At 52.2% G+C, this 1924-nt stretch carries 3 protein-coding genes; all 3 read left to right on the top strand.

The genetic code is table 11. The annotated features are described in order from the left end of the window. On the top strand, positions 1-728 hold a 728-nt coding region (locus tag H3Z84_RS07465; protein WP_199457029.1), incomplete at its 5' end, for a restriction endonuclease subunit S. Positions 729-1017: 289 nt separating this feature from the next. Then, on the top strand, positions 1018-1302 hold the full coding sequence (locus H3Z84_RS07460; protein WP_199457028.1) for a hypothetical protein: 285 nt from the start codon (positions 1018-1020) through the stop codon (positions 1300-1302). Beyond that, the coding region (locus tag H3Z84_RS07455; protein WP_199457027.1) for a restriction endonuclease subunit S at positions 1292-1924 on the top strand (633 nt) is incomplete at its 3' end. The genes H3Z84_RS07460 and H3Z84_RS07455, both read left to right, overlap by 11 nt.

Raw genomic sequence — 1924 nt, 5'->3', positions numbered from 1 at the left:
TCGGTAAAGTTCCAATTCTTCTCCCCCCCCTCCCCGAACAAAAAAAGATCGCCCAGATCCTCTCCACCTGGGATCAGGCCATCACCGCCACCGAGCGCCTGCTTGAGAACAGCCAGCAGCGGAAGAAAGGGTTGATGCAGCTGTTGCTGACCGGGAAGAAGCGGTTGCCGGGGTTTGAGGGGGAGTGGGAGACCCGAAAACTGAAGGAGTTGTGCGCAATTAAAACTGGGAAAAAAGATGTTAATGAGGGAAATCCTGATGGGAAATATCCCTTCTTTACCTGCGCTAGTGAGCCTACAGGCAGTGATGAATATTCATATGACTGTGAAGCGTTGCTAATAGCCGGAAATGGAATCATCGGAAAAACCCATTACTTCAAAGGCAAGTTCGAGGCTTATCAGAGAACCTATATTCTTAGCGACTTCTCCAATGCAGTAAGTGTTTCATATCTGCATCAATTCATTCTTTATTGGTTGATGCGGGATATTGATAGAGAGAAGCAGCATGGAGCAATGCCATACATTAAGTTAGGCCTTCTCCAGAGGTTTAACGTGTTTGTTCCGAGCATAGAGGAACAGCAGCGAATAGCGATGGTGCTGTCTTATGCTGATCAAGAAATCGATGGGCTAGAATTCAAGCTCAATCTCCTAAAGCAAGAAAAGAAAGCCCTGATGCAACAACTCCTGACCGGCAAGCGTCGGGTGAACGTGGAAACGGAGGCCGCCTGATGTCTGATCACAATGGCTGTAAATCAGAGCAGGTTCAGACACGCGGCACCCAGGCATGGAGTGCCGAGGAACAAGCCATATTGCTTGATGCGATTTCAACCTCCTTCTCATTGGCCGGGATCATTGAGTCTGTATCACAGAAACCAGGTAGATCTCGTCAGTCCATCGAGCGACGCCTCCGGAAAATGGGTTTTCTGCATACGTCCGGGCAGACCTTCCGGGGCGCACAAGGGTTTGTCCGATAAGAACGACTGTATGGATTCATGAAACGCACATTAACGGAGACCGCATGAACACCACCCCTCAAGGGAATGAGCAGCATTCCAGCCACATCCCGGCCCTGGCCACCCTGATCAACCTTGGCTGGACGTTGAAGAAGAGCTGCGCCGGGAGCTGGAGCGCGAGCGGAGTCTGGTACAGCAGCAAATTGAACAGGCGAACGCGCCGGGAGAGAACAATGACTGAGATGATTATTCGGCGAGATGTGAGCTCGTGGATGCGAGCCGGATGTGAGATTGCGAAGCTGAACGAGCAGATGGACGGGTATCTCAAGGAGCTTGGTTATGGTGCCTGAGGGGTGGAAGATTTCGACGCTCGGAGAAGTATGCGGCAACAACCTGCAAACCGGGCCATTTGGAAGCCAACTCCATGCGAATGAGTATGAGGCGGATGGCGTTCCTGTCCTGATGCCTAAGGATCTTAACGGTTTCAGAGCTGACACATCGAGTGCAGCCAAAATTTCTGTAGAACGAGCTAGAGACCTGTCCAAACACCGCCTGTGCAAGGGCGATATCCTGTTCAGTCGAAGAGGAGATGTTACGAGATTTGCCCTCATTGATGAGGCTTCTGCCGGCTCTTTGTGTGGTACGGGTTGCCTGAAGGCCACTCCGGGAGAGCAACACTCTCCGGAGTTCTTGTCATACTTCCTTCAAAAGCACTGGGTTCGCAAGTGGCTAGAACAAAATGCTGTCGGCCAGACCATGCCGAATATGAATACCGCGATCCTATCTGAGCTACCCTTAATGGTCGCCGGCTCTCGGCAAGAAGAGGACACTATCGCCCAGATCCTCTCCACCTGGGATCAGGCCATCACCGCCACCGAGCGCCTGCTTGAGAACAGCCAGCAGCGGAAGAAAGGGTTGATGCAGCAGTTGCTGACCGGGAAGAAGCGGTTGCCGGGGTTTGAGGGGGAGTGG

The organism is Marinobacter sp. bablab_jr003 (genome assembly GCF_016464245.1).
Taxonomy (GTDB): Bacteria; Pseudomonadota; Gammaproteobacteria; order Pseudomonadales; family Oleiphilaceae; genus Marinobacter; species Marinobacter vinifirmus.
Note: the sequence above shows the minus strand (reverse complement) of the source record. Positions and strands in the feature narration are given on the sequence as shown.